General features: G+C 70.1%; 24 protein-coding genes. 9 read left to right on the forward strand and 15 right to left on the reverse strand.

Translation table 11 applies throughout. The annotated features are described in order from the left end of the window. Positions 1 to 337 precede the first annotated feature (337 nt). Complete coding sequence (map, locus tag ABD743_RS31495; protein WP_344726244.1) at positions 338 to 1129, reverse strand: type I methionyl aminopeptidase; 792 nt, start codon at positions 1127 to 1129, stop codon at positions 338 to 340. Positions 1130 to 1246: 117 nt separating this feature from the next. Then, entirely contained in the window at positions 1247 to 2182 is a 936-nt protein-coding gene (locus ABD743_RS31500) for an N-acetylmuramoyl-L-alanine amidase (protein WP_344726480.1), read from the reverse strand. 1518 nt (positions 2183 to 3700) lie between these two features. On the opposite strand from ABD743_RS31500, the gene ABD743_RS31505 reads away from it, so the two are divergent. After that, a complete protein-coding gene (locus ABD743_RS31505) occupies positions 3701 to 4291 on the forward strand; it encodes a VanZ family protein (RefSeq protein WP_344726246.1) in 591 nt (196 codons plus the stop codon). A 71-nt stretch (positions 4292 to 4362) separates the two neighbouring features. On the opposite strand, the gene ABD743_RS31510 is transcribed toward ABD743_RS31505, so the two are convergent. Next, positions 4363 to 5916, reverse strand: coding sequence for an amidase (locus tag ABD743_RS31510; RefSeq protein ID WP_344726248.1), 1554 nt, complete (start codon positions 5914 to 5916; stop codon positions 4363 to 4365). Between the two features lie 491 nt (positions 5917 to 6407). Then, a complete protein-coding gene (locus tag ABD743_RS31515; protein WP_344726250.1) occupies positions 6408 to 6827 on the reverse strand; it encodes a DUF1707 SHOCT-like domain-containing protein in 420 nt (139 codons plus the stop codon). A gap of 95 nt (positions 6828 to 6922) precedes the next feature. Here ABD743_RS31515 and ABD743_RS31520 point away from each other — a divergent pair, with 95 nt between their 5' ends. After that, positions 6923 to 7846, forward strand: a complete 924-nt coding sequence (locus tag ABD743_RS31520; protein WP_344726252.1) for a cation diffusion facilitator family transporter — start codon at positions 6923 to 6925, stop codon at positions 7844 to 7846. Positions 7847 to 7855: 9 nt separating this feature from the next. Here ABD743_RS31520 and ABD743_RS31525 read toward each other — a convergent pair whose 3' ends face one another. From ABD743_RS31525 to ABD743_RS31540, 4 genes are read right to left on the reverse strand one after another with little or no spacing between them, the layout of a single operon-like run. Beyond that, positions 7856 to 8185, reverse strand: a complete 330-nt coding sequence (locus tag ABD743_RS31525; RefSeq protein WP_344726254.1) for a YnfA family protein — start codon at positions 8183 to 8185, stop codon at positions 7856 to 7858. Between the two features lie 4 nt (positions 8186 to 8189). After that, positions 8190 to 9410, reverse strand: a complete 1221-nt coding sequence (locus ABD743_RS31530) for a hypothetical protein (RefSeq protein WP_344726256.1) — start codon at positions 9408 to 9410, stop codon at positions 8190 to 8192. Next, a complete protein-coding gene (locus tag ABD743_RS31535) occupies positions 9411 to 10316 on the reverse strand; it encodes a hypothetical protein (RefSeq protein WP_344726258.1) in 906 nt (301 codons plus the stop codon). 54 nt (positions 10317 to 10370) lie between these two features. After that, a complete protein-coding gene (locus ABD743_RS31540; RefSeq protein WP_344726260.1) occupies positions 10371 to 10772 on the reverse strand; it encodes a hypothetical protein in 402 nt (133 codons plus the stop codon). 66 nt (positions 10773 to 10838) lie between these two features. Here ABD743_RS31540 and ABD743_RS31545 point away from each other — a divergent pair, with 66 nt between their 5' ends. Next, positions 10839 to 12704: a S9 family peptidase gene (locus ABD743_RS31545; protein ID WP_344726262.1), complete on the forward strand. Its 1866-nt coding sequence runs from the start codon at positions 10839 to 10841 to the stop codon at positions 12702 to 12704. A 51-nt stretch (positions 12705 to 12755) separates the two neighbouring features. On the opposite strand, the gene ABD743_RS31550 is transcribed toward ABD743_RS31545, so the two are convergent. Further along, complete coding sequence (locus tag ABD743_RS31550) at positions 12756 to 13178, reverse strand: organic hydroperoxide resistance protein (protein WP_344726264.1); 423 nt, start codon at positions 13176 to 13178, stop codon at positions 12756 to 12758. 131 nt (positions 13179 to 13309) lie between these two features. Here ABD743_RS31550 and ABD743_RS31555 point away from each other — a divergent pair, with 131 nt between their 5' ends. Next, the gene (locus tag ABD743_RS31555; protein WP_344726266.1) at positions 13310 to 14347 is read left to right on the forward strand and encodes a GNAT family N-acetyltransferase; all 1038 of its coding nucleotides are present in this window, start codon (positions 13310 to 13312) and stop codon (positions 14345 to 14347) included. 52 nt (positions 14348 to 14399) lie between these two features. Here the strand turns inward: ABD743_RS31555 and ABD743_RS31560 are convergent, their stop codons facing one another. Continuing rightward, positions 14400 to 15485 (reverse strand): ABC transporter ATP-binding protein, encoded by a 1086-nt coding sequence (locus ABD743_RS31560; protein ID WP_344726268.1) that lies wholly within the window; start codon positions 15483 to 15485, stop codon positions 14400 to 14402. 245 nt (positions 15486 to 15730) lie between these two features. On the opposite strand from ABD743_RS31560, the gene ABD743_RS31565 reads away from it, so the two are divergent. The 3 genes from ABD743_RS31565 to ABD743_RS31575 all read left to right on the forward strand — a co-directional run bounded on the left by ABD743_RS31565 (position 15731) and on the right by ABD743_RS31575 (position 19079). Continuing rightward, a complete protein-coding gene (locus ABD743_RS31565; protein ID WP_344726270.1) occupies positions 15731 to 17110 on the forward strand; it encodes an ABC transporter substrate-binding protein in 1380 nt (459 codons plus the stop codon). Between the two features lie 89 nt (positions 17111 to 17199). Beyond that, entirely contained in the window at positions 17200 to 18168 is a 969-nt protein-coding gene (locus tag ABD743_RS31570; protein WP_344726272.1) for a carbohydrate ABC transporter permease, read from the forward strand. Further along, complete coding sequence (locus tag ABD743_RS31575; RefSeq protein WP_344726274.1) at positions 18165 to 19079, forward strand: carbohydrate ABC transporter permease; 915 nt, start codon at positions 18165 to 18167, stop codon at positions 19077 to 19079. The genes ABD743_RS31570 and ABD743_RS31575 overlap by 4 nt, the downstream gene beginning before the upstream one ends. An 18-nt stretch (positions 19080 to 19097) precedes the next feature. Here the strand turns inward: ABD743_RS31575 and ABD743_RS31580 are convergent, their stop codons facing one another. Both ABD743_RS31580 and ABD743_RS31585 read right to left on the reverse strand, forming a co-directional pair. Continuing rightward, the gene (locus tag ABD743_RS31580; protein ID WP_344726276.1) at positions 19098 to 19871 is read right to left on the reverse strand and encodes an SCO4651 family lipoprotein; all 774 of its coding nucleotides are present in this window, start codon (positions 19869 to 19871) and stop codon (positions 19098 to 19100) included. A 230-nt stretch (positions 19872 to 20101) separates the two neighbouring features. Beyond that, on the reverse strand, positions 20102 to 20878 hold the full coding sequence (locus tag ABD743_RS31585) for an SCO4651 family lipoprotein (protein WP_344726278.1): 777 nt from the start codon (positions 20876 to 20878) through the stop codon (positions 20102 to 20104). A gap of 185 nt (positions 20879 to 21063) precedes the next feature. On the opposite strand from ABD743_RS31585, the gene ABD743_RS31590 reads away from it, so the two are divergent. Together ABD743_RS31590 and ABD743_RS31595 are read left to right on the forward strand one after the other, a co-directional pair. Further along, positions 21064 to 22329, forward strand: a complete 1266-nt coding sequence (locus ABD743_RS31590) for an MFS transporter (RefSeq protein ID WP_344726280.1) — start codon at positions 21064 to 21066, stop codon at positions 22327 to 22329. Positions 22330 to 22444: 115 nt separating this feature from the next. Continuing rightward, positions 22445 to 23395 (forward strand): endonuclease/exonuclease/phosphatase family protein, encoded by a 951-nt coding sequence (locus tag ABD743_RS31595; RefSeq protein ID WP_344726282.1) that lies wholly within the window; start codon positions 22445 to 22447, stop codon positions 23393 to 23395. A 24-nt stretch (positions 23396 to 23419) separates the two neighbouring features. Here the strand turns inward: ABD743_RS31595 and ABD743_RS31600 are convergent, their stop codons facing one another. The 3 genes from ABD743_RS31600 to ABD743_RS31610 form a co-directional block, all read right to left on the reverse strand. After that, entirely contained in the window at positions 23420 to 24523 is a 1104-nt protein-coding gene (locus tag ABD743_RS31600) for an aspartate-semialdehyde dehydrogenase (protein ID WP_344726284.1), read from the reverse strand. After that, entirely contained in the window at positions 24520 to 25785 is a 1266-nt protein-coding gene (locus ABD743_RS31605) for an aspartate kinase (RefSeq protein WP_344726286.1), read from the reverse strand. The genes ABD743_RS31600 and ABD743_RS31605 overlap by 4 nt, the downstream gene beginning before the upstream one ends. A gap of 257 nt (positions 25786 to 26042) precedes the next feature. Beyond that, on the reverse strand, positions 26043 to 26345 hold the full coding sequence (locus ABD743_RS31610) for a hypothetical protein (protein ID WP_344726288.1): 303 nt from the start codon (positions 26343 to 26345) through the stop codon (positions 26043 to 26045). Between the last annotated feature and the right edge of the window lie 201 nt (positions 26346 to 26546).

Below are 26546 nucleotides of genomic sequence, written 5' to 3' on the forward strand. Positions count from 1 at the left end.
GCGGTGCGCATACGGAGTCCCGTGTCGATCGCGTTGTACCTGGCGTCTCATTTTGGAGCTCTTCACGACGACCTCGACGCCGACCGCTAGACGACGCTGCCACCCTGAGGCCCTCCCTTGGGAGAAATCTGGGAGATGACCTTTCTCGGTGGAGGTGGTCGGCGCCGCCGGAGAGCGACGTACACCAACAGCCTGACCTGCACATGTTCCGCCGCCACAGGTAGATCACGTGCCCTCACCTTGTTCGGGACGAAGAGGTCGCAGGTTCAAATCCTGTCGCCCCGACACAGCTCAGGGCCTGTCCGAATATTTCGGGCAGGCCCTGAGTCGTTCCTGGTCAGCGCAGCCTTGCGGGATGCTCCGATTCACGCCGGGTGAGCACCAGAGGGGCGTCCCCGGTGATGGCCACCGTGTGCTCGGAGTGGGCCGTACGCGAGCCGTCAGCCGACCGGATCGTCCAGCCGTCGGCGTCGTAAACGATCCGGTCGGTAGTACCCGCGAACCAGGGTTCAAGCGCGAGGGTGAGGCCAGGCCGGAGCGTGAGGCCGCGCCCTGCCCGGCCCTTGTTCGAAACGTGGGGCTCCTCGTGCATGGTGCGACCGAGACCGTGACCACCGAACTCGCTGTTGACCGGATAGCCGTAGTCGCGGGCCACCGACCAGATCGCCGCCGAAATGTCACCCAGGCGGTTGCCCGGACGCGCCATCTCGATCGCCGCCTCCAACGCTTCCTCGGTGGCGCGGATGATCCGCATGTCCTCCTCGGCGGCGGTCCCGACGACGACCGTGCGCGCCGAGTCGGCCACCCATCCGTCGACGCTGACCGCAAGATCCGCGCTGAGCACGTCCCCGTCGCGCAGCGTGTAGTCGTGAGGTAAGCCGTGCAAGACGGCGTCGTTCACCGACAGGCAGATGACGTTGCGGAACGGGCCCTTTCCGAAGGACGGCGCGTAGTCCCAGTAGCACGACTCCGCCCCGCGCCGTTTGATCATGCCGCGCACGTGGTGCTCCAGGTCCAGAAGGTTGACGCCCACGTCGGCGAGCCTGCCGACCTCGGTGAGCACCTCGGCGACGAAACGCCCGGCCACGTGCATGCGTTCGATCTCCGCAGGCGTCTTCAGTTCGATCACGAGTACCTCACGTCACCAGCACCGGTATAGTTATACCGAACATAGCATGCTTCGGTATAGAAATACCACCCTCGTCCGGCCACGCCGGCCCTGCGGCGCCAGGTGACGTGCCGGCCTTCACCGCACCAGGTCAAGGGTGACGTCGCTTGCCCGCACGAATTCGACCCGGTGACCGAACTGGATCTCGTAGTACTTCCCACCCCTGATCCATGTGCGCACGCTGTCGTACGCCTTGGCGTAGTAGTAGTCCCCGGCGACTTCGTCGCCCACGACGTAGCTCTCTCCGGCGGGCAACCTGTATTGCAGGGTCGTGTCGGCCGGTACGGGAACGTCGGCCGGGAAAGCGGAGGCCTTCGGGAACGCCCCGCCGTAAACGGGGATCGACGCCAGTCCACGCCGCGGTGTGGCGACCACGGCCCGCGCGGGTAACGCCACCCGTCGGCGATGCGGGTCGCGGAACCATGCCTCCTGGCCCAGATACCAGATCGCCGTCCATCCGCCCTTGTGCCCAGCCACCACGTACTGCTGCCCGGCGGAGGCACGCGCGCCGGTGTCGTTGACGTCGGTGGTGCTCTTTCCGCTCGGGTGTAGTCCGACGTCCCCAACCAGAGGGGCCGAGACGCTCGGCGCCGTGTACAGCATTACGGCGCTCGATCCGTGCTGGGCGCACGGTCCTGGCGTTACGCATCCCGTCAAGGCCGGCTCGTTGCGGGGGTAGGACGGGTCGATCGTCACCGCGTCCGCTCCGGACTCGGCCGTCGCGTGGAACGGCGCGCCGAGGAGGCGAAAGTAGTGAGCCCAGTCCCAATACGGGCCGGGATCGGTGTGCATTCCCGCCACCGCGTCCGGCGTGAGACCCGGCACGTTGTCGTGGCCAATGATGTGCTGGCGGTCCATCGGAATGCGGTAGCGATGCGCCAGGTACCGCACGAGACGTGCCGATGATCGGTACATCGCCTCGGTGAACCAGGCGTCGGGATCGGCGAGGAAGCCCTCGTGCTCGATACCGATCGACTTCGAGTTGATGTACCAGTTGCCCGCGTGCCAGCCGATGTCCTTCGTGCCAGGTGCTGATCAATGGCCCCGTCCGAGGACCGCACGGTGTAGTGCCAACCCAAATAGGTCGGGTCTTGGACGAGCCCGATGGCTTCGTCCCATGTTGTTTCGGTGCTGTGGATGACGATGTAATCAATGGAGGAGTCCCTGGGCCGGTTGGCGAGGTCGTGGTTGCCGTAATCCGTGGGATGCGGCCCGTACTGTTCGTAAGGGGCTGGAATCCACGTGCACCTCACCCGAGCGGGACACTCGGTGCGTTCGGCATGGCTGACGGGCGGGCCCGGCGCTCGAACCTGCGCGGTGTGCGGTGCGACGCCCGGCCGAGCGGCGAGTGCGACGCGCTGCCCGGTGTCGGTTGTACGCACCTGGCCGTGTCGGACGACGTCGAACACCTCGTCGGCGAAGCCCGCTGCCGCGGCCTGCGTGTCTGCGCCCGAGTAGCGGGCCACCGCGCCGTACCAGTCTGCAGGATCGGCGGTGAGTGGCTGCCCAAGTGCCCGCTGGTCGGCCGCGAGCAGTGCCGCGCCGCCCGTCACGTTGGCGGCGGGGTCGAGACGGATGCGGTTCTCGGACAGGCCGGTCAGCGACGCGGCCAACGCAGCGGTGCGCAGCGATGCGGGCACGGCCACAGTCCGGGGGAAGTCGGGCGCCGGGGCCGATGGCCGAGCCGGGTCACCTCGGCCATCCGCTGCCAGGCGGGACCGCGCGAGCGCGGCGCGGAGGTCGGTCAGGTGCATGGGCCCGTATCCCCCGGAGACGCTGGGCTTTCCAGGGTGCGCGTCCCAGCGCGACTCGATATAGGACACTGCGAGCAGTACGTCGCCCGGGACGTGGAACCGCTGTGCCGCGGCGGTGAACGCCTCCTGCAACACGCCCGGATCCCCGGCGACGGGCGGCGCAGCAGCCGCAGGCCCGGCGAGGGCAAAAACGGGCAGCAATGCTGATGCAGTCGCCACTGCAAAGGCCGCGCGGAACCGCGCGATATGAGCCTGCATGTACGAACTCCAGAAGTCGGGGTCTTTGACACTGCCGCCGAAACTTCGCTCTACGCAGCGCCTGGCCGATCACGGCATTCGCGCTTCGATAGGATCGACTGGTGATCCATACGACAATGCACTGATGGAGAACTGATTCTCCGCGCCGGGAATGGTCCGGGCCGCCGGCAGCACGGAACACCGCAGAGCGGAACGCTCCCAACCGAGTGATCCCCCCGGGCCCGGGCTCCTCGCGGTGAAGGCTCTGGCATCGGTGAAGGCTGGCTCATCAGGACGACTCCCTGGCTCGGCCCCGTTACGCTCCTCAGCTTCGACCCGAAGATCGGGATCGGCCCGGTGCTGCTTCTACCACCGCTCCGGGTGGTCATCGGAAGCCTCCGACTCGACGTGGCGTCCGTCTCGATCGACGCACGCTCTTCGTCGCAAGGTGCTCAACCGGCGGTCAGCCCGCCTGACCATCAAGACAGGGGCCCGGCCAGGGCCCGGGTAGATTCCGCGGTCCGACGGAAGCGGGGGTGGCATGGCCGGGGGATGGCACTTCTGGGTCGGCACGTTCACTGGCGTCGCATTCATGACGGTGGCCGCACTGCCGTTGGCCGCGCTGGCGGTGTGGGCTCTGGCACGCCTTCGGAATTCCACCGGCACCACGCCGCCGTGGCGGTCGTCGCTGGCCGAGGTCGGCATCGTCTACGGGACGGTGCCGGTGGTATGGATGATCATGTTGCCGGGCAGCCGGGCGGGCGCCGTCCCCGGTCGGGTGAGCCTGGTGCCGCTGCGGGACCTGCTCACGATCCTCGCCGACGCGCCGCTGACGGCGACGGGCCAGATCGTCGGCAACCTGCTGGTGTTCGCAGCGCTCGGGTTCTTCGCCCCGATGCGGTTCGCGGCGCTGGCCTCGGTACCGCGGATCCTGGCGCTCGCGGCCGGCTGCTCGATCCTGGTCGAGGTGGCGCAGTACGTCCTGCGGCTGGATCGGGTGTCCTCCGTGGACGACGTACTGCTCAACGCCGCCGGCGCCGGGCTGGCGGCGCTGGCATCGCGCCGCTGGTGGCGCGCTACGGCCACAGCGTCGTCAGATCGACGTCGATCGGCCCCGGTACCCGGACGCTGAGCCGCCCGCGCTACGCCGGTCAACGGCACGCTGGGCCCGTTGGCGTCCGTACAGCTGCGGATCCGTAGCGCTCACGAAGCGACGGCGCCCCCGACCGCCACTCCGGCGGGTGCCGGAAATCCACCCACGGCCTGTTCGAATGTGTGGGCCACCCGGAGCACGGTGGCGTCGTCGAACCGCTTCCCGACGATCATCATTCCGGTCGGGAGACCGTTCGCCATCCCGGCGGGCACGCTGCACGCGGGATGGCCCGACACGTCCGTAGGAGTGGTGTTGTTCACCATCTCCATGGCGCGGGCGATCACTTCCTCGCGGGGGGCGTCGTCGGCCGGGATGACCGAGGCCTGGATCGGTGTGGTCGGCATGACCAGCACGTCGAAACGCGACAGCGCCTCGTCGTAGGCCGCCTGCAAGTGCGAGGTCAGGTTGCGGGCCATCGCGTAGTGCTTGCCCCGGTAGCGGTCGAGCGAATACCGGCCCGAGAGCAGCACGAGCTTGACCGTCTCGGAGAACCGGCTGCCGTCCTCACGCCATCTGTTGCCGTAGAACTCCATGAACTCGGGGTCGTAGAGGCCCTGCCAGTTCAGCCCGTAGCCATTGGCATCCACCATCTGCGCAGTGATGCCCTCTACGGCGATGACGTCCCAGAGCGTCCGGCCGTGCAGGTGCCACGGGATCGAGACGTCCTCGACCGTGAGCCCGGATTCCCGCAAGGTCTCGACGGCCGCTCGCACCGTGTCGTCCACGGCGGGTTCGGAATTCGGGTGCCCGAAGCCCTCGGCGACCACGCCGACCCGCAGTCCCTCGGCCGAGCGGGCCAGCGCGCCCACGTAGTCGTCGACGACGAGGTCCACAGGCTGCCGGGGGTCGTGCCCGTCGAACCCGGCGATGACGCCGAGCATCAGTGCGGCGTCCGCCACCGTGCGCGTCATCGGACCGATGTGGTCGATCGTCTGTTCGATCGAGATCGCGCCCGTGTACGGCACGAGGCCGTGGGTGGGTTTGTGCCCGACGATCCCGCTGAAAGATGCGGGCATGCGGATCGACCCGGCCTGGTCGCTGCCGGTGGCGAAGTCGACCGCGCCCGATGCGACAAGGGCCGCGCTGCCGCTGGAGGACCCACCGCTGGATCGAGCGAGGTCCCAAGGGTTGCGCACCGGCCCGGTGCGCGAGGTGTGCGAGCCGCCGGAGCAACAGAGGTTCTCGCACACCGACTTGCCGGCGATCGTGGCGCCGGCTTCGAGCATCCGGGAAACGATCGTGGCGTCCCGGCGCGGAACGAAGCCCTCCATGATGGGGGAACCGATCATCATCGGCACCCCGGCCACGGCCGTGTTGTCCTTCACCGCCACCGTGCGCCCGGCGAGCGGACCCCCAGCGTTGCCGGTCACCTCGCAGGTGACGTACCAGGCGCCCAGCGGGTTGTCGGCCGCCCCCGGACGGCTCCAGGCCCGCTGCGGAACGGCCGGCTCGACCTCGGCGTGCAACCGCTCGACGATGTCCCAGGACCGGAGCACGCCGTGCACCGCCGGGATGAAGGACGCCACGTCGGCGTCGGTCAGACCCAGACCGTAACTCTCGGCGACCTTGGTGATGACCGACGGATCAGGCAACTGAACAGGCATACGGGATCCCCTCGGAGTCGGCAGCCCACCGCGCCGTAACGAGGAGCAGCCGATGCTTACGATTTGCAGACGGTATTGAACCTACCCGATGGAACGACTTCCTCCGCACCACTCAATTGATCGTGGTCCGACAGAACTTTCAATGTCGGACTTCTGATCCTGCTGGACGGTTGAGAACTTCCTCCACACCTTTGCTTTCTCTGCGTTTTGAAGCCGACAAGGCGGGGTTGCGCGAGCCGGAAGAGATCATCGCCGCTGGTCACAGATCGTCTCAGCGCGCCCCGAAAGGCATGCACGGCCAGGATCGCGCGATGGGGGCGATTGGCCTGCAGTCAACCCGTTCAGGCGAGAAATTGACAGCTCATCGCAGAAAATCGGGCCGCCGGCGCCACGGCCATTTGTCGCGACCAGCTTGGCCAGACAGTCAATAACGATCTGGAACGACACCGCCTCGCCGATCATGACATCACAATTGCGAAGCTATTACCGCCTCAGCTGCGCCTCGGGCGCCCGATGCCCGCCAGGTACAGCACCAGGAGCACGAGGCCGGGCGGCAGCACCAGCCACAGCAACCACAGCGAGCTGCCGGTGTTCAGTGCGACGAGGCCCCAGATCGACAGGCTGACCACGGAGAGACTGGACCAGATGATCGTCAGCACGCGCATGGCGATGCCGCCACCGGTGCCGGAGAAGACGGTGCGGCGCCCCGGCTCGGGCGGCAGCGCGGGCAGATCGGCCGTGACGCGCTCAAGTTCGCCGCGAGTGCGGGCGGCCCAGACGGAGCGCACGCGCTCGTCGAACTCGCCGAGGTCCAACTGGCCGATGTCGTGTGCGCGGCGCAATGAATCTTGCACCTTGCCACGCTCGACGTCCGATACGCGCATGTTCTCCGGTAGGACGGGTTCCGTCACGCGCGGATGATCGCACGACCCTCCGACGACGGCGATCATCGATCGTCGGGTGGCCCAAGTTGCACTCATGCACACTTCCGCATATGTTGGCGCCCATGGGGGCTGGTCACGGTCACGGTCACGGCGTCGACGCCGGTCAGAGCGCCTCGGGCCGCTATTCGCGGCGGTTGGCGATATCGGTCGTCGTACTCACGGCGTCGCTCGTCCTGCAGGTGATTGTCGGACTCGCCACGTCGTCGCTCGCGCTGCTCTCCGACGCGGGGCACAACTTCACCGACGTGCTCGGCATCGTGATGGCGCTCGCCGCGATCACCGCCGCCCGTGCCACCCAACGCAACGACCGTCGCACCTTCGGGCTCTACCGCGCCGAGGTGCTCGCCGCTCTCGCCAACGCAGTGCTGCTGTTCGGCGTGGCCGCCTGGGTGGTCGTAGAGGCCGTGCACCGGTTCACCGACCCACCCGAGGTGCCCGGGCTCCCGCTGATGTTCACCGCGCTCGCCGGCCTCGCCGCCAACCTCATCGTGTTCGGCCTGCTGCGCCAGGGCGCGAAGGAGAGCATCAACCTCCGCGGCGCGTACCTCGAGGTCATCTCCGACACCCTCGGGTCGATCGGTGTGCTCATCGCCGGTCTGGTCATGCTGGTGTGGGGCTGGCCCTACGCCGACCCGATCATCGCGATCGCGATCGGGTTGTTCATCCTGCCGCGCACCTGGTCGCTCGGCCGGCAAGCTTTGCGGATCCTCGTGCAGGCCGCCCCAGCGGATGTCGACGTCGCCGCCATCCGGTCCGAACTCGCCGCCCTCGAGGGTGTGCAGGACGTGCACGACGTCCATGTCTGGACGCTCACATCCGGCATGGAGGTCGGCTCCGCCCACCTCACCGTCGACGCGAAGTGTGATCCGGCAGTGGTGCTCACCCAGGCGCAGGAACTGCTCGCCGAACGCCACCACCTGGCGCACTTCACCCTGCAGGTGGAGCCGCCCGGTGCGCGCACGGGCTGCGCGGAGCTCGCCTGGTGACGCGACCCGTCAGCGGGGCACGTACATGATCACCGCCACTCCGGCGAGGCACAGCGCGGCTCCGATGTAGTCGAGCCGGTCCGGGCGGAACCCGTCCATCACCATCCCCCAGGCGAGCGAGCCCGCCACGAAGATCCCCCCGTACGCCGCGAGGATCCGGCCGAAGTGCGGATCCGGCTGCAGGGTGGCGACGAACCCGTACGCCCCGAGCGCCACCACGCCTGCGCCGACGAACAGCAACCCGCGGTGCTCCCGCACTCCCTGCCAGATCAGCCACGCTCCGCCGATCTCCGCCACTGCCGCGACAACGAACAGCAGGATCGACCGGACCACCGTCATGGCATCAGGAGAGCACGAGCAGGAAGAGCCCGGCCATCGTGTAGGCCACCATCAGCAGCACGAGCGGCACCTGGTCGGCGAGGCGCCGGTGTTCGGGCAGCAGGGCCACGCTCCGGTCGTGCGCGGCGACGACCGCCACGACGTGCCCGACGAGCACGGCGGCGATCTGAACGCCCGCCACGATCGCCGGCGCGGGCACGGCGGTGACCGCCCCGAGGTGCGCGCCCGCGAGCTGTGCGAGCCCACGAGGCCCTTCGACCAGCAGCAACGTGACGTAGTGGGCGATCGTGTATCCGGCCGCGATCGGCACCAGCGTGGTGACGAGCGGGCGCGCAAGCCGTCCGGTCGCGGCTCGGTAGAGGCCTGCGACGATCAGTACCAGTCCGACGAGCACGAGGGTGTCGAGCACCGGCGGGAGGTTCAGCGCCTGCCAGCTGATCCAGCCGGTGAGGCCGTCGAACACGGTGGAGCCCCACCACACCGCGACGAACCCGACCAGCCCCGGCGCCGCGGGAACGGCCGCGAGCCCTCGGAACGGGTTGCGCAGACCGATCCGCCCGTTGTCCAGCCGACCGATGGGGGCGAGCGCGCCGGTGAGCACCGAGTAGGTCTCGAAGGCGTCGGCCCGGTCGAACCAGCGCGCGCCGAACCGCAGCGCGGCCCCGGTGTGCACCAGGGCGTACGCCAGCAGGAACCCCGCGACGACGGCGGGCCGGTCACGTGCGGGCGCGACCAGCTCCAGCCAGACGAACACGAGCAGCCCGGCCGCGGCCGGGAAGTGGCCGAGTCGATCGGGTAGCGGTGCGGTGCCCTGCACGGGCATGCGCAGCGCCGTGGCGACGAGGCGGTGCAGCAGCCGCAACGGGTTGACCACCCGCCATACCGGCCCCAAGAGCAGCGACGCCGGGACGACCCCCACCCACAGCAACACGTAGAGCGCTCTGGGGGCGGGGTTCGCGTCGGGGTCCTGGGGACCGGCGAAGCCGTAGCCCACGATCGCGACCGCCCCGGCGAGCGCCACCGCCTGGAGCGCGTCGCGCAGGCGGGGCGAGTCCAGAACGGCAGGCAGCGGACGTCCGGTCACCGGGCCGGCGAAGCGCGGATGCTTCCACAACAGCGCCACGGCAAGGAACGACACGAGCACGACCACGCCGCCGGTCTGGAGCACGAGCTCGCCGTCGAGAGGCAGCCCCTCGACATCGCCGATGCCGTGCGCGAGCAGCATCTACGCCGCCGGGACAGGACCGCGGCGCAGCACCGCCATGCCGGCGACCACGACGCCGAGGCCCCCGCCGAGAGTCAGCGCCACCAGAAGCCGGTCGAAATCCGCGCCCCATGAGAAGGGGACCACGGCCTCGACTAGGGTGAAGGCGTCGATCGGGGTGATGACGATGGCGAACAAGCCTCCCGCCGCGACGCACAGCAGCGGGCCACCGACGTGCCCTCGCACCGTGAGCCACGCCCCCACAGCGCCGAGCGGCCAGCCGAGCAGCGCGTATCCCGCGGCGCTGAGCAGCATCAGCGCGTACGGCTGGTCCTCCGGCGCCCCGGCGGAGCCGAAGACGTGCAGCAGGTGCGAACCGATCACCACGACCGTGGCCGCAGCGAGTGCGACCCTGCCCAGCCGCCGCCCCGCCCCGAGCACACCCACCACGGCCGGGACGGCCAACGCGACGAGCGCCAGAGCCACCCACAGTGCCGTGGCCGGGGGCGGGGGCCAGAACTGCTCGCCACGCACCGTTGCCGCGCCGGTGCCCACGCGAAGCGGAACCGACCAGGCCAGCCGATCGCCATCCGGGCGGTCGCCGGCCGCGGCAGCAGTGACCCGCGGGTCGACCCAGTAGGCGACGGCGCCCGGAGCGACGGCGGGCAGGGCGGCGAGCGGGGATCCGTCCAGCGATTCGACGGCCACGGTGTCGCCGGTGCCGTTCTCGATCCGCAGGCGGGCACCGAACTCGACCGCACGGACGTCCAGACCGGGGACGGGCGGATCGATCGCGAGCACCCGCGCCTCACTGGTGGACGACGACAGCCCACCGGCGTGTGCGAGAGCCGGCGTCGCGCCTCCCGGGAGTAGGAGTGCCGTCATGGCCACGAGCAGGAGCAACTGCGCAATCCGCACCCCCGGCACAAGGTCACCCTACGCGGAGACGCACACAGGTGATCGACGCACGCCCCGCCCCGGCTAGGCGATCTGGAGTTGCGTCAGGGGGGTGCCGCTGCCCTCCAGCTCGACGTCGAACACCCCCGGCAGGTCGGCCGCGAAGCGCAGGGTGGCGGTGGCGCCCGCGGTGACGTACGTCATCCGGTCGTAGCCGTGCAGGTGCACCTGCTCGGCCACGTCGCTCGCCACCACCAGGTCGACGGTGGACCCGAGCGGCACCGCGTACCGCCGCACCCCGCCGGTGACCGCTCCGCCGGCGAACGTCACCTCCACCCGTTGGACACCGTCGGCCGTGACGACGGGCGCGGCGGTGCCGGTGCCCGCGGTCCCGCATCCGACGACGACAAGCACCATCGCCACCAACGTCGCGGCCAGACGCGGCCCCATGAGACGGCCGCCGGTCGTGGTCCCCCGAATCCGCACGACGAGATTCAACCGTGGGCCCACGGACGCGACGGCGTCCGGGCGAGGTGCGGCAGGATCGAATGCGTGACCGAACACCCTGCCGCACCCGTCCCCGACCGGCTCTTCGACGACGAGCGCGAGCAGCGGTGGCGCGCGCGGTTCACCGCCACGCGGATGTCGCGGCCGGGCTGGGCCCGCGATGCCCCTGACCGGTCGGTGTACACGTCCAACAGCAGCGGGACCACCGAGGTCTACGTCTGGGACCGCGCGACGGGCACGCACCGGCAGGTGACCGACCGCCGCAGCGGCACGCTCACGGCAACGCTCCCGCCGGACGGTGCGACGGTGTGGTGGTTCGCCGACACCGACGGCGACGAGTTCGGGCACTGGGTGACCGAGCCGTTCGCCGGGCTCACCGACGAGGCCACAGCCGCAGCCGCCGTCGCGGGCGTCGAGGACGGCTATCCGGCAGGCCTGGAGATCGGCCGCCGGGTGGTGGCCGTCGGTACCTCGACCGACGACGGCACGAAGATCTGGCTGCACCGCGGCGACGGCCCGCCGGAGGTCGTCTACACGCACGCCGAGGACGCCGGCGTCGGAGCACTCTCCGAGGACGAGACGCTGCTCGCGATCAGCCACTCCGAGCACGGCGACTCCCGGCACCCCTCCGTACGCGTGGTCAGGGTGTCCGACGTCGGCACGGTGGCCGAGAAGTCCGACGGCGAGGGGAAGGGCCTGACCCCGCTGGCGTTCGCCCCGATCGCCGGCGACGGGCGGCTGCTCATGCTGCACGAGCGCCACGGCCGCGAGGAGCTGCTGATCTGGGACGTCCTCGCCGACGCGGAGCGCGAGCTGTCGCTCGACCTGCCCGGGGAGATCGTGGCCGACTTCTACCCCGACGGCCGCAGCCTGCTCGTCTGGCACACCCACGCCGCCCGGACCCGCGTGCACCGCTACGACCTCGACACGGGCGTGCTGAAGGAGCTGCCCGTGGCACCGGGATGCATCGGCTCGGCCGAGGTCCGCCCGGACGGCACGGTCGAGTACACGTGCTCGTCGGCTGCGGAGCCGCCTGCGGTGCGCGCCCTGCGCCCGGACGGCACCGACCACGTGCTCATCGCACCGCCCGGGGAGCGTGCGCCCGGCTCGGTGCCGGTCGAGGACCTCTGGGTGGACGGTCCCGGTGGTCGCGTGCACGCGCTCGTCGCCCGGCCGTCCGGCGTGGAGGGCCCGGCGCCTGCCGTGTTCAGCCTGCACGGGGGCCCGCACGCGGCCGACGAGGACCGGTTCAGCGCGGCCCGCGCCGCCTGGGTGGATGCCGGGTTCGTCGTCGTGGAGGTGAACTACCGCGGCTCGACCGGGTACGGCTCGGCGTGGCGTGACGCCATCGAGGGCAGGCCGGGGCTCACCGAGTTGGAGGACGTCGCCGCGGTGTTCGACCACTGCGTCGAGTCCGGGCTCGTCGACCCGAAGCGTTGCGTGGTGGAGGGCTGGTCATGGGGCGGCTATCTGGCCCTGCTGGCCGCCGGCACGCAGCCCGACCGCTGGGCCGCGGTGCTCGCGGGGGTGCCGGTGGCCGACTACCTCACGGCCTACGCCGACGAGATGGAGCAGCTCCGCGCGTTCGACCGGGCCTTGTTCGGCGGATCACCGCAGGAGCGTCCGGAGGCCTACCGGGTGGCCTCCCCGCTGACCTATGTGGCCGAGGTGCGCGCCCCGGTGCTGGTGCTGGCCGGAGAGAACGACCCGCGGTGCCCGATCCGGCAGGTCGACAACTACCTGGACGCGCTCGCCGAGCGGAGCGGCATCGAACCGCTCGTCGGCACGTCCCAGGGCGACGTGCACTACCAGGTCAGCCGCTTCGATGCGGGCCACGGCTCGCTCGTCGTCGACGAGACCATGCGCCATATCGCCACCGAGATCGCCTTCGCGCTGCGGGCAGTGGCCTGACGCAGCCCTGCGCGGATACGGATGCGAGGAGCATCCGTATCCGCGCACGGGTCAGACGGTCGCGTTGAGCTGCACGTCGACGTTGCCGCGGGTGGCCTTGGAGTACGGACACAGCTGGTGGGCGGCCTCGACGAGGTCGTTCGCCGTGGCCTGGTCGAGACCGGGCAGGTGGGCGGTGAGGGCGACGCTGATCGCCATGCTGGTGTCGTCGCGGCCGATCCCGACGGCGGCGTCGACACTTGCGCCGTCGGGGATGCGCACGCCCTTGTTCTTGCCGGCGAGGCGCAGGGCGCCGTGGAAGCAGGCGGAGTAGCCCGCCGCGAAGAGCTGCTCGGGGTTGGTGGCGCCTCCGGGGCCACCCATCTCCTTCGGGAACTTCACGTCCTGGTCGATGATGCCGTCCGAGGAGCGGACGTGACCGTCACGGCCTCCACCGGTGGATGTCGCCTCAGCGGTGTAGATCGCCTCTGTCATGTGCTCGCCTTCGCTCGAGGATATGTCGTGCACAACCTATCTCCCGGGATCCACCGCTGTCATGGTTCGTTAGTGGCTACGAAACATCTCCCGGGAACTCTGGGGACCCGATCCCCGAGGAGGTGGCGCACATGGCTCTGTGGCGGGTGCATGTCCAGCTGGAGGACCGGCCCGGCCGGCTCGGCGAGCTGGCCACGGCGGTCGGGGCGGCGGGTTGCAACATCATCTCCCTGCACGTCGTCGGCGAGCCTGCAGACGATGGTTCGATCACCGACGAACTGCTCGTCAAGGTGCCGGAGTCGGCCGACCCGGCCACCCTCGTCGAAGCGGTGGAGGGCGCCGAGATCCCCTGCACGCTCCTCGTGCGCGCCGACGCCACTGAGCTCTCCGACCCCGCCACCACCGTGCTGGCCCTGGCCCGGATGGTCGCGGCGGATCCGGGCAGCGCACCACGCGCGGTGGCCACGATGCTCAGAGCGCGACTGGTCGACCCGTCCGCCGAGCACGACGACGGGCACACGCACGTCATCCGCGTGGGAGCTCAGCAGCTGCGGCTGGGCCGGGCCTGGCCGTTCACAGCCACCGAGCTCTCGCGGGCGGCCGCGTTGCTGGAGCTCGCCACCCAGCTCGCAATGCGCGCCCCGGCACGCGCGGCATCCCCCGACCGGATCCTCCTGCTGCGCGACGGATCGGAGGTGCGCATGCGACCCGCCTCCGACGGCGACGCCCCGCTCGTGGCGGCACTGCACGCGCGCTGCGCCCCGCACTCGCGGCGGTCCCGGTTCCTCAGTCCCACGCGTCAGCTCGCCCCCGGCGAGCTCGAAGCGCTCCTCGGCGTGGGCTCCGACTACGGCCGGGCCGTGCTCGCGGTGACGGTCGACGGCGGTAGCGCCGTCGGGATCGCCAACCTCGACGGCGCCGGGGTGGGCACGGCCCGGGCCGCGGTCCTGGTGGAGGACGCCTGGCAGGGCCGGGGGCTGGGCACGGCGCTGCTGCGCAAAGTGGCGGAGACGGCCGCCGAGCAGGGGATGACGGAGTTGACCGGGGTGGCCCGCGCCGACGATCTCGGCGTCACCCGACTACTCCGCCGCGCGGGGCTGCGGCCGTGTGCAGAGATCGTGGACGACGAGGTGCACCTGCGGGCCGCGCTTCCCACCCCGGTCTCCTGAACGCCGGACGGCCCCGGAACCGCTGGTCCCGGGGCCGCTCGGACAGGCTCGATCAGATCTCGATGCGCTCACCGGTGTCGCCGGCGAACATGTGCAGTGCGCCCTCACGGGGGGCGAGGTGCAGCACCGCGCCCTTGTTCGGCGGCGTGCGCCCGTCGACCCGCGCGATGACCGCGCGGCGTTCGCCGCCCACCTCGGTGCTGCCGTAGACGTAGGCGTCGGCGCCGAGTTCCTCGACGACCTCCACCTCGGTGAGGAGGCCGGCACCGCTCTCGACGATGTCCATGTCCTCGGGCCGGACGCCGACCGTGACCGACCGAGTGGCGCCCACGGCGTCGGCTGCCTGCCGAGGCACGCGGACGTCGGCGCCGCCGAAGTGCAGCGTGTCGCCGTCGACGTCCACCGGGAGCAGGTTCATCGCGGGAGATCCGATGAACCCGGCGACGAACACGTTGGCCGGCTTGTCGTACATCTCGCGCGGGGTGCCGACCTGCTGCAGGAGCCCGTCCTTGAGCACCGCGACGCGGTCGCCCATCGTCATCGCCTCGACCTGGTCGTGGGTGACGTAGACGGTGGTCGTGCCGAGCCGGCGCTGCAACGACGCGATCTGCGTGCGGGTGGAGACGCGAAGCTTGGCGTCCAGGTTGGACAGCGGCTCGTCCATGCAGAACACCTGCGGCTGGCGCACGATCGCGCGACCCATGGCGACGCGCTGGCGCTGACCACCGGACAGCGCCTTGGGGCGCCGCTCGAGGTAGTCCACGAGGTCGAGGATCTTCGCGGCCTCCATGACCCGCTCCTGGATCGTGGCCTTGGACTGGCCGGCGATCTTGAGCGCGAAGCCCATGTTCTCGGCGACCGTCATGTGCGGGTAGAGCGCGTAGTTCTGGAAGACCATCGCGATGTCGCGGTCCTTGGGCGGCACGCGCGTGACGTCACGGCCCCCGATGTGGATGGAGCCCTTGTCGATGTCCTCCAGCCCCGCGAGCATCCGAAGGGCCGTGGACTTGCCGGAACCGGACGGACCCACCAGGACGAGGAACTCCCCGTCGGCGACCTCCAGGTCGAGCGAGTCGACAGCGGGAACGGTGGAGCCGGGGTAGATCCGGCTCGCGCTGTCATAGGTCACAGCAGCCATGCTGTGCTCCTTCCACCGGCAGGAACGTGCCGGACGATCCGAGTGTGAGGGAGTAGCGATCGAAGAGTGCCATGCCGGTCACGATCAGGACAGGCCTACTACTCTGAGTGGCAATTGGGCACGTAGCGTGAGGTTACGTTATCGTTACTGTCCGCTATTGCCCGTTTCCGTCCGCGACCGCTTCCATGGCGTGATTCCCGGGTGCGAGGCACGCGCCCGTCCTTCCCCGATGAAGCGGAGATGTGATGCCTGCTGTGCCATCAAGAGGGCGCGCGGCGAGCCTCGCGAGCGGGGTCCTCGCCCTGGGGCTCGTGCTCGCGGGATGCAGCGGGAGCAACGTCGCGGGTGGCGGCCCCACCGGGCCTGCCCCGGAGTGCGGTGCCTACGCCCAGTACGGGGACCTGAACGGGAAGACGATCACCGTCTACACCTCGATCGTCGAACCCGAGGACCAGCCGCACATCGACTCGTACAAGCCGTTCGAGCAGTGCACCGGGGCCAAGGTCGTGTACGAGGGCTCGAAGGAGTTCGAGGCCCAGCTCCCCGTCCGGGTGCAGGCCGGTAGCCCGCCGGACATCGCGTACGTACCCCAGCCCGGCCTCCTGGCCACCCTCGTGCGGCAGACGGGCGCGGTGAAGCCTGCCCCCGCCGGCGTCGCCGCCAACGTCGACCAGTACTTCCCGGAGACCTTCAAGTCGGCGGGCAGCGTCGACGGCACGCTCTACGCCGCTCCACTGGGCGCCAACGTGAAGTCGTTCGTCTGGTACTCGCCGAAGGCCTTCCAGGCCAAGGGCTACACCGTGCCGAAGACCTGGGACGAGATGATCGCGCTCTCCGACCGGATCGTCGCCGAGGGCGGCAAGCCCTGGTGCGCCGGCATCGGGTCAGGCGAGGCCACCGGCTGGCCCCTCACCGACTGGCTCGAGGACGTGATGCTCCGGGAGAACGGTCCGGAGGTCTACGACCAGTGGGTCAGCCACGCCATCCCGTTCAACGCGCCGCAGGTGAACGCGGCGCTCGACCGCGTCGGTTCGGTGCTGAAGAACCCCGCGTACGTCAACGGCGGGCTCGGCGACGTCTCCTCGATCGCCACCACCACGTTCCAGGACGGCGGCCTGCCGATCCTCGACGAGACCTGCTACATGCACCGCCAGGCGAACTTCTACGCGGCGAACTGGCCCGAGGGCACCGACATCACCGAGAACGGCGACGTCTACGCGTTCGAGCTCCCGCCGATCAACCCGGCCTCACCGCAGACCATCCTCGTCGGCGCCGAGTTCGTGGCGGCGTTCTCCGACCGGCCCGAGGTCCAGGCCTTCCAGGCCTACCTCTCCTCGCCGGAGTGGGCCAACGAGAAGGCCAAGGCGGGCTCGGCGCTCGGGCAGAGCGGCTGGGTGAGCGCCAACACCGGCTTCGACCCGGCCAACCTGTCGAGCCCCATCGACCGGCTCTCGGCCGAGATCCTGCAGGACGAGGGCAACACCTTCCGGTTCGACGGGTCGGACCTGATGCCGGCCGCGGTCGGCGCCGCCACGTTCTGGCGGGGCATGACCGACTGGATCACCGGCAAGAGCACGGCGGACTCGCTGACGTTCATCGAACAGTCCTGGCCCGCCTCCCAGTAGGAACCGCGCCACACGGCCCGGGGCCCCGAGCGGGCGCCGGGCCGTCCGTCCCGGGGCGTGCCCCTCGGTGTGCTCGGAGGTGAGCCGGCATGACCCTGCTGGACAAGCTTCTCCAACTCCTCGTGGCAGCAGCGGTCTTCGCCGCCGTGCTCGGCGCGGTTCTTCTGGTCGCAGGCCGCGCCAAGGGCCGCCGCACCGACGTGGTCGCCGGTATCGCGTTCGCGACGCCCGCGTTGCTGCTGCTCCTCATCGGGCTGCTGTACCCGGCGGCACGTACCGCGGTGCAGTCGCTCCTCGATGCTCGTAGCGCCGGGTTCATCGGCCTCGACAACTACGTGCGGATCTTCACCCAGCCCGACCTGCTGCTGGTGCTGCGCAACACGGTGCTCTGGGTGGTGCTCACCCCGATCCTCGCCACGGCGATCGGGCTGATCTACGCGGTGCTGGTGGACCGGACGCGCTTCGAGTCGTTCGCCAAGGCGCTGATCTTCCTGCCCATGGCGATCTCGTTCGTCGGGGCGTCGATCATCTGGAAGTTCGTCTACGAGTACCGGCCCAACCAGCAGAACATCCAGCAGACCGGGCTGGTGAACCAGTTCCTCGTCTGGCTCGGGTTCGAGCCGGTCAACCTGATCCTGCAACAGCCCTGGAACAACTTGTTGCTGATCGTGGTGATGATCTGGATCCAGGCCGGGTTCGCGATGACCGTGCTCTCGGCCGCGATCAAGGCGATCCCGAGCGACATCGTCGAGGCCGCGCGGCTCGACGGAGTGGGCGGTGTGCGCCTGTTCTGGTACATCACCCTGCCGAGCATCCGGCCGGCCGTGGTCGTGGTGGTCACCGCGATCAGCATCGCGGTGCTCAAGGTCTTCGACATCGTCCGCACGATGACCGGAGGTCAGTTCGGTACGAGCGTGGTGGCCAACGAGTTCTACGTGCAGAGCTTCCGGCTCTCCGACCTGGGAATGGGCTCCGCCCTGGCCATGCTGCTCTTCCTCCTGGTGGTGCCGATCGTGATCTACAACGTGCGGCAGATGCGGAAGGCGAACGCGCGATGACGCTGCTCGACACGCGGGACGACGCGACTCCCGGCATCGTCACGGCGGCTTCGACGCGGCCCGCGACCGCGCGTCGCCGGCTGTCCTCACCGTGGGCGTCGCTCGCGGCGATCGTGATCGCCGTCCTGTGGACGATCCCGACGTTCGGCCTGTTCCTCTCCTCGTTCCGCCCCGAGCGGGAGGTGCAGCGCACCGGCTGGTGGACCTTCTTCGCCCACCCGAGCATCACCTTCGACAACTACGCCGAGGTGCTCTTCGGCGGGAACCAGCCGCTCATCGGCTACGTCGTCAACTCGGTGCTGATCACGCTTCCCTCGGTGGCCATCCCGATCGTGCTGGCCACGCTCGCGGCGTACGGCTTCGCCTGGACGAAGTTCCCGCTGCGCGACACGCTCTTCGTGGGGATCTTCGCGCTGCAGATCGTGCCACTGCAGGTGGCGCTGCTGCCGCTGCTGGAGATCTTCGTGGGCAGCGGCCTCAACAACACGTTCTGGACGGTGTGGATCGCGCACTCGACGTTCGCGCTCCCGCTGGCGATCTTCCTGCTGCACAACGCGATGCGCGAGATCCCGGAGGAGCTCGTGGAGGCCGCGCGCGTCGACGGCGCGGGGCACGTGCGCATCTTCACCACGATCATGCTGCCGCTGCTGAAGCCCGCGATCGCGGCGTTCGCCGTGTTCCAGTTCCTGTGGGTGTGGAACGACCTGCTGGTCGCGCTCGTATTCGCGGGCGGCACGTCGGACGTCGCGCCGCTGACGGTGCGGGTGGCCGACCTCGCCGGCACGCGCGGCGCCGACTGGCACCTGCTCGCCGCCGGCGCCTTCGTCTCGATCGTGATCCCGCTGCTGGTCTTCCTCGGATTGCAGCGCTACTTCGTGCGCGGCCTGCTCGCCGGGAGCGTCAAGGGCTGATCCCGGCCCGCCGCGGGATCAGCTCCCGCCGAGGGTGTCCACCGTGGACGGGTCCGGCGCCTGCGCGGCGACGGGGACGCCGAACTCGAGGTAGTCCACAGCGACGGTCGCGGTGCTGGTCGTCCCGCCAACGGTCGTGGACATCGTGGTCTGCGCCTTGCGGGCCCGGCCCTCGTCGTCGATGTAGAGATCGCCGGGGATCGGTCCACCGCTGCGCAGCATCTCCGCCGCGGGGCCCGTCGTCCCTGACGACTCCACAAGGTCCGCGGGGTCGATCGTGTAGGCCAGGTGGGTCACCTGTTCGCCCCGGAGGTCCTCGGTGCCGACGACCCGGACGTCGTTCGACACCTTCTGCAGGGTGTCGAGCTGCTGGGCAGGGTCGAACTGACCGCCCATCGCAGCCCCATTCATCTGCAACCAGCGGCTTTCCCCAGCGGGGCGGGTGTAGACGTTGCCGCCGTCCATGATCACTTCGCTGGCAGGCCCGCCGGCGGCGGCCATGGTGAGGTCGCCGGCCTTCCGGGCGAAGTCGAATGTGCCCGTACCGCTGGTTGTCGTGTCCCGCCCGCCCGAGCTGACCTGCATCGTGACCTCGAAGCGGACGGACCCGGCTGCGAACGTGGCGGCCGGCACCTCCGCGAGGAGCGCCTTGGGGTCGCCGCCGGTAGAGGCGCCTGCGTTCTGGGGAGACGGGCTACCGGCTGTTGCCCCGCTCCCGCTGCAACCACCGACAAGTGCGACCGCGACGGCGGCCACAGCGACGACCGCGGCACGACGAATCGATCCTGGCATGGGTCCTCCTGGACGTGTGGGGCCGACAAGGGAACCGCCGGACCGGACCCCCATGCCGATCCGGCCGGCACTCGGCGAGATCTCCCCGTGCACGTCCCGATTGGGCCTTCTGACCCATGTTCGTAGCAACGCGAATTTTGCCCGAGAACCCGACGGCCCCCGTTCCTGGGGTGGGAGCGGGGGCCGGCTACTTCGTGCGCGGCCTGCTCGCCGGCAGCGTCGAGGGCTGATCAGCGCACCGTCGCCGGATCCGGTGGCTGCACGGTGACGGGCACGCCGAACTCGATGTACTCGGACACGACGTTGATCGCGGTACTCGCCCCGGCGATGTCCATGGTCATCCGGGTCTGCAGCTTTCGCACGCGGCCCGCGTCGTCGATGTAGACGTCACCCGCGATCGGTCCACCGCGCTGCAGCGCGGCCGCCCCGTCGCCCGCCATGCCGGACGCCGCGGCCAGTGACGCCGGGTCGATGGTGAAGGCGAGGTGGCGCACCTGCTCACCCCGCAGCTCCTCGACGCCGACCAGCCGCACGTCGCTCGACACCTTCTGCAGGATGTCGAGCTGCTGGGCCGGGTCGTACTGCTGTCTACCCGCGGTGCCCTGTGCCTGCGTCCGCGTCCAGCCCTCCTGCCCCGGCAGGCGCGTGTAGAACGAGGCGCCGTCCATGATCACGTCGACCTGGCTGCGCTGCGCAGCGGTGCCGGTTGTGGTCACGGAGATGTCCCCGACCTTCCGGGCGAAGTCGTAGCTACCCGCCCCGCTGGCCGTGGTGTCCTGACCGCCCGAGCTGACCTGCATCTGGAGCGCGAAGCGGGTGGAACCGGACGCGAACGTGGCGGCGGCCGCGCTGGCGAGAAGCGCTGCGGGGTCGCCTGCAGCGAGCGCCCCGTTCTGGGCTGCCGGGGAGGCCGCGGGCGCCTCCCCGGCCGCGCTGCAACCACCGAGGAGCGCGACCGCGACGACGGCCACGCAGGCGAGCCCTGCACCACGGATCGGTCTTGGCATGGGTCCTCCTGGACGTGAGGGCGGCAGACAAGGGGCCGGTCGGACGGGCACCCTATGCCGATCCCGACGCCACGAAGGGGATCTCCGCGCGCACGTCCGGCTGGCCTTGAACCGAATGCGGTCCGAGCGCCCGGCGTGGCCGAATCCGGTCGAGATTTGTCAGCCCTCCGGTCCACTATGTCCCCGTGACGCCGAGCGACGAGGGCAGCGACGAGGGCACTGCCGGCCTGGCCGCCTACCGCACCGTCCTCGCGCTGCCCGGGGTCGCGGCGCTCACGGCCGTCTCGTTCCTCGCGCGCATCGCTCCGTCGGCCGCCACCATCACGCTCACCCTGCACGTGGTGCTCACCCTCGGGCACGGCTACGCCGCCGCGGGTCTCGTCGGCGCGGCGTCCACGATCGGGATGGCAGTCGGCGCGCCGTTGCTCGGCAGGCTCGTCGACCGGCGAGGGCTGCGCACGATGCTGTCTCTCACGCTGTGCGCGGAGGCGGTGTTCTGGACCGTCGCCCCGTGGCTGTCCTATCCCGCACTGCTGGTCGGGGCGTTCCTCGGCGGCCTGCTCGGGATGCCGGTGTACTCGGTGGTGCGGCAGTCGCTCGCCGCGATGGTGCCCGCACGGCACCGCAGGCCCGCCTTCGCGCTCGACTCGATGTCGGTCGAGATGTCCTACATCATCGGCCCCGCCGTCGGCACGCTCCTCGCGCTGCAGCTGTCCACCAGCACCGCCATGTGGATCGTCGGGGCCGGCTGGGTCGCATCAGGCATCGCACTCTGGCTGCTCAACCCGCCCACCCGGGCCCCGGAGACCTCGGACGCCGCACGGCCCGGCTCGGTTCGCGAGTGGCTCGACCTGCGCCTGCTCGGGGCGCTGCTGGCCACCACCGCGGCCGTCGTGCTGATCTTCGGCACCGAGATCTCGATGATCGCGGGGCTGCAGACCAGCGGACAGGCCGCGGCCATCGCGGTCGTCAACGCGGTGTGGTGCATCGCGTCGCTCACCGGAGGGTTCCTCTACGGGGCGGCCCGCCGTTCGCCGTCGCTGTTCGTGCTGGTCGCCGCCATGGGAGTGGCCACGCTGCTCGTGGCCGCCGCCGGCCCCTGGTGGTCCTACGCACTCCTGCTGGTGCCCGCGGGTCTGCTCTGCGCGCCGTCGCTCGCGGCCAGCTCGGAGGCCGTCAGCGGTCTCGCCCCCGAGCACGCCCGCGGTCTGGTCACCGGGCTGCACGGATCCGCCATCACCGTGGGGGCTGCGATCAGCACGCCGGTCGCCGGATTGCTGATCGACGTCGGGTCGCCCGCTGTGGCCGTGATCACTGTGGGGTTTGCCGGCATCGCGGTCGCCGGAGTCGCAGCACTCCTCGCCCGCAGGGGCGTTCGTCTGCGCAGGCAGAACGTCCCGCCCGTTGCCTCGATCGAGGTAGGACCCTCAGTCGGCTCTCAACCGATCTAAGGCACACTCGGTGCCGATGACCGCGCCGCCGGACCGTCTGCAGGCCCCAGCACCACCGCCGGGTCCGCCATCGACTCCTTCCTCCTCCTCTGGCCGCAGAGACGCCCTGCGCTACGTGGCCGCGATCGTCTTCACCCTGCTCGTGGCCGTGTTCGCCCTCCCCGACCTGCTGTTCGGGCTGGACCAGCGCAGCCCGTTCGCGCAGCTCGTGCCGTTCCGCCCGTGGATCCTCATCGGGGTCGCGGGATTGCTCGTGCTGCTGCTCGTGGTGATGGTGTTCGAACGGCGTGTGCTGCCGTTCGTCGACGGCGTCGTTCTGGTGCTGCTCGTGGGCGCCGCGATGCTCGTGCCACGCCTGGTGGCCGATCCGGTGCCCGCCGGCGGCACGTCGTTCACGGTCCTCGCCTTCAACACCTACGAGGGCAGGGCCGACGTCCAGCAGCTCGCCACGCTGATCGAACAGGAGCGGCCGGACGTGGTGGCGCTCAGCGAGTCGGGCGTGCGCTTCTCCGACCGGCTCCGGCCGCTCATCGAGCCCATGGGCTACCACCTGGAGAGCTCGACCGGGCCGCGCAGCCGTGATGTCGGGGGCGTCACCACCGCGGTGTCCGATCGACTCGGCGACGTGCAGGCCCGGATCGGCAAGGAAACCTCGGCGTTCCCGTACATCGAGCTCAGCGGGGCGGGCCTGGGCGGCATGCGCGTGGCGGCGTTCCATTCGGTGGCGCCGGTGCCCGGCAGCGTGCCGGATTGGCGCTCGGATCTCGGCCTGCTCCGGCAGTGGTGTGCCGGCCCGACCCCGGCGATCGTCGCGGGCGACTTCAACGCCACGCTCGACCACTCGGTGCTGCGCGACGCGATCGCCGGATGCGGTGACGCCGGGGCACAGACCGGCGAGGGCCTCGTACCGACGTGGGGCCCCACACAACGAATCCGCGACCTGTTCGGGCCTCAGATCGACCACGTGATCGCCAGCAACGGCATCACCGCCGAGTCGTTCAAGGTGCACGACATCGCGGGCAGCGACCACCGCGCGATCATCACCCGGCTGCGGGTGCCCGGCTGAGCCGGGCCACCCGCGGGCCGCGCGTCAGAGCCGCGCGGCCACCGTCTCCGCGATCTCGTAGGTGTTGAGCGCGGCGCCCTTGCGCAGGTTGTCGCCACACACGAACAGCTCGAGGGTGTTGGGGAAGTCGAGCGCCTGCCGGATACGCCCCACCCAGGTGGGGTCGCCGCCCACGGCGTCGGCGGGAGTGGGCCACTCTCCCGCAGCGGGGTCGTCGCGCAGGACGATCGTGGGCTGCTCGCTCAGCACCTTGCGCGCCGCGTCCACCGACACCTCACGCGCGAACGTGGCGTGCACGGCGAGGGAGTGCGTGGTGACCACAGGGACCCGGACGCAGGTGGCCGACACCTTGAGGTCGGGAATGCCGAGGATCTTGCGGGCCTCGTTGCGGACCTTGAGCTCCTCCGACGACCACCCGTCGTCCTTGAGCGACCCGGCCCACGGCACGACGTTGAGGGCCAGCGGCGCCGGGAACGGCGAAGCAGCGGGATCGAGCCCGGCACCGGCCAGCGCCTCGGCGACGTCGCCGCCGCGCATCCCGACCTCGTGGCCGCTCACCGCGGAGAGCTCGGCGTAGAGCCGGTCGATCCCGGCCTGCCCAGCGCCCGACGCGGCCTGGTACGAGGCGACGACGAGCGCCTCCAGCTCGAACTCCCGGTGCAGCGCGCCCATCGCGGCCATCATCGACAGCGTGGTGCAGTTGGGGTTGGCGATGATCCCCTTGGGCCGTTCGGTGACCTTCTCGGCGTTCACCTCGGGCACGACGAGCGGCACGTCGGGATCCATGCGGAACGCGCCGGAGTTGTCGACGACCACCGCGCCGCGGGACGCGGCGATGGGCGCCCACTGCGCGCTCACCTCGTCGGGCACGTCGAACAGCGCGATGTCGACGCCGTCGAAGACCTCCGGCGCGAGCGCCTGCACGGGGACGTCATTGCCACGCACGGGCAGCACCCGGCCGGCCGACCGGGGCGAGGCCACCAGCCGGATCTCCGACCACGGAACGGACCCGCGGCCGTCGATGATGTCGATCATCGTGGTGCCCACCGCACCGGTGGCACCGACGATCGCGACGACCGGCCCCCCTGTGGGCGAGCCCTCTCCCTGCTGCCTGCCGAACTCGTTCATCGCCCACTCCCCGCGTGCACCACGGCCTGCTCCGCTCCCCCGAGCTCGAAGGCGGCGTGCAGGGCACGCACCGCGGCGTCGAGCTGCTCCACGCGGCAGATCACGGAGATCCGGATCTCCGACGTGTTCATCGTCTCGATGTTGATACCGGCGTTGGACAGCGCCTCACAGAACGTGGCCGTGACACCGGGGTGGTTGCGCATCCCCGCGCCGACCAGCGAGACCTTGCCGACCTCGGAGTCGTGCAGCACCTCGATGAAGCCGATCTCGGCCTGGGCGGCGGTGAGCGCGGCCATGGCGCGAGGTCCGTCGGTGCGCGGCAGCGTGAACGTGATGTCGGTGCGCCGCGCGCCGGAGTGGCTGATGTTCTGCAGCACCATGTCGATGTTGATGTCGGCGTCGGCCACGGTGCGGAAGATGCGCGCGGCCATGCCGGGCGTGTCCGGCACCCCGGTCACCGTGATCTTGGCCTCAGACCGGTCGTGCGACACCCCGGTGATGATCGCCTTCTCCACGGGAATCTCCTCGATCGAGCCGCTGACTAGCGAGCCCGGCTTGTCGTTGTACGAGCTGCGCACCCGCAGCGGGACGTTGTAGCGGCGCGCGTATTCGACGGAGCGCAGGTGGAGGACCTTCGCGCCGCAGGCCGCCATCTCGAGCATCTCCTCGTAGGTGATGGTGTCGAGGCGCTGGGCGTCGGGCACGATGCGCGGGTCGGCGCTGTAGATGCCGTCGACGTCGGTGTAGATCTCGCAGACGTCCGCCTCGAGGGCGGCGGCGAGGGCCACCGCTGTGGTGTCGGAACCACCGCGACCGAGCGTGGTGACGTCCTTGGAGTCCTGGCTCACGCCCTGAAAGCCGGCGACCAGCACGATCGAGCCCTCGTCGAGCGCATCCCGCAGACGCTGTGGCGTCACCTGGACGATGCGTGCGTCACCGTGCTTGGACGTGGTGATCATGCCGGCCTGGGAGCCGGTGAACGAACGGGCCTGCGCACCCAGCGAGTGGATCGCCATCGCGACGAGGGCGTTGGAGATGCGCTCGCCCGCGGTGAGCAGCATGTCCATCTCGCGCGGCGGCGGGGCCGGCGACACCTGCTCGGCCAGGTCGAGCAGTTCGTCGGTGGTGTCGCCCATGGCAGACACCACCACGACGACGTCGTGGCCCTCTTTGTGGGTGCGGACGATCCGTTCGGCGACCTTCTTGATCCGATCCGCATCCTGGACTGACGATCCGCCGTACTTCTGCACGACGAGGGCCACCGCCGACCTCCTGTCCTGATGCCGCGTAGCGCGGCACCGTGGGCTACCGTCCTCACCGAGAGTCGCGGAAGCGCTACCGGCCGAGGTTCTGGTCGGAATCCCACATTACCGGGCAGCATGCCCGCTACCGACTGGAATGGTCCACACCACAGGGGACCCTCACAGGTGCCGCCACTCGCATCAGCGACGGCCGCGCGCAGGTAGGAACTCGACTACGTAGGGTGCTCAGCCGGCGGGGCTCGGCGAGATCGCGAGGCTCACGGGATACGGCGCACGATGCGCACCACAACGCTGGTGATCGCGAACCACACGAGGGCCGCCGTGCCGTAGTTGAGCACGATCCGGAGTTTGGGGTCGGGCGGCAGGAAAAGGTTCGACAGACCCAGGTTGAACGTGTCGGCCAGCTGGTTGATCATCATGGCGATCGTGTTGGCCGGATTCGCGTCCAGCAGCGTGAGCACGATGTGCAGCACGAGGACGAGCACGATCAGCATGCCGACGATCCGAAGGACACTGGCCAGGCCGTCGATGCCCCGCCGTGCCGTGGTTCCCACTGTCACAACGACCTCCCCATGGCACTCGCTCCGCTACTCCGTTGTACCCGCGCGAAGCACTCCACGACACGAACCCCGACACGAACACGGTCATAGTGACACGCTCCGCATCCTCCTCCTACCAGCCGGTATCACCCAATGGGATGACGCGACGGACACAGGGCGCTTGCGGAACTCCCCCCGGCTGGGGCTAACCTCGAAGGCGTG

Origin of the sequence: Pseudonocardia yunnanensis, assembly GCF_039534065.1 — a bacterium.
Lineage (GTDB): Bacteria > Actinomycetota > Actinomycetes > Mycobacteriales > Pseudonocardiaceae > Pseudonocardia > Pseudonocardia yunnanensis.